At 64.9% G+C, this 1208-nt stretch carries 1 protein-coding gene; it reads right to left on the bottom strand.

Annotated features, from left to right (window positions below):
- Positions 1–341: 341 nt before the first annotated feature.
- A partial coding sequence (locus M8523_RS36320) for an amylo-alpha-1,6-glucosidase (protein WP_282589646.1) occupies positions 342–1208 on the bottom strand: 867 nt, incomplete at its 5' end.

Here is a 1208-nt window from a genome sequence, read left to right as displayed (position 1 = left end):
GCCGGCCGCGCTCGTCAAGATGCGGAGATAGCGCGGCGTAGCGCTCGCGAATCGAGCCAATATCGATCATTCATCGTTTGTAGCGGACGCCACCCCAGCGCGGAATCTACCCCGGCAACGCCGATTCAGTTATCTTCGGCAAGGCCCTAGGCTCGCAGGGTTGGGTCATCGGGAACGGGCAGGACCACCCGGCGGTAGAGATGCCACCGGCGTTTCGTGATCGCGTTCGCCTCAAGGCCTTTCAGATCACCTGAAGTGCGTTTGGGTCAAGACCCTGTAGAACCAGGAACTCGCCGGTCGTCACGGGGCTGACGGCGAACGTCGGGACCTATTCGCTCGAACTACTGCCCCACCCTTAGCTGACCCAGCCCCTCGACGATCGACCGACGAAGCACCTTGCCGGCGTCGCCTGCGAGCACCGTGATCGTGACGTCGAAACCGCTGCCCTCGATGCGGATGTCGAAGGCCTCGGCGCCGAGGCGGAGGTCTTTGAGCGTCAGGTCAGGAAGCCAGGACGGGAGCCAGGGATCGAGGTAGAGCAACCCGTCCTCGGCCCGCGGTTGGAAGCCGACGATCGCCTGCAAAAGGAAGAAAACGGTGCCGGCCGCCCAGGCCTGGGGCACGTTCGCCCCCGCGTACTGGACCGGGAAGTTCGCGCCGTCCCGCTGGATGCCGGCGTAGAGTTCGGGCATCTGGTGCAGCATGAAATAGCTAGCGGCCTCGCTGATGTCCCGGGCCACCTGGGCGGCCTCGTCGTGGAAGCCGTAGCGCTTGAAGCCGAGGGCGATCAGCCCGTTGTCATGCGGCCAGACGGAGCCATTCTGATAGGAGAAGGGATTGTAGGAGGGGTGCTCCGCCGACAACGTCCGGATCCCCCAACCCGACCACATGTCGCGCCGCATCAGACGCTCGACCACGCGTCCCGCCTTCTCGGGCGGGACGATTCCGCTCCACAGCAGGTGGCCGGGGTTCGAGGCCACCGTCAGGACCTTCTTCTTCTCGGCGTCGAGACAGTAGGCATAAAAGCCGGTCTCCTCGTCCCAGAACGCCTCGTCGAAGCGGCGATAGAGGTCGGCCGCCTTGCCGCGAAGTCTCTCCGCGTCCTTCAACCGTCCCAGGACATCGTAGATCTCAGCCATGCGGAGCCAGGCGTCGTAGACGTAGCCTTGCAGCTCGCAAAGCGCCTTCGGGGCCTCGACCGGGCTGCC

The organism is Lichenifustis flavocetrariae, assembly GCF_026130545.1.
Classification (GTDB): Bacteria; Pseudomonadota; Alphaproteobacteria; order Rhizobiales; family Beijerinckiaceae; genus Lichenihabitans; species Lichenihabitans flavocetrariae.
The sequence above is the reverse complement of the archived record's forward strand: the minus strand, read 5'-3'. Positions and strand labels throughout refer to the sequence as shown.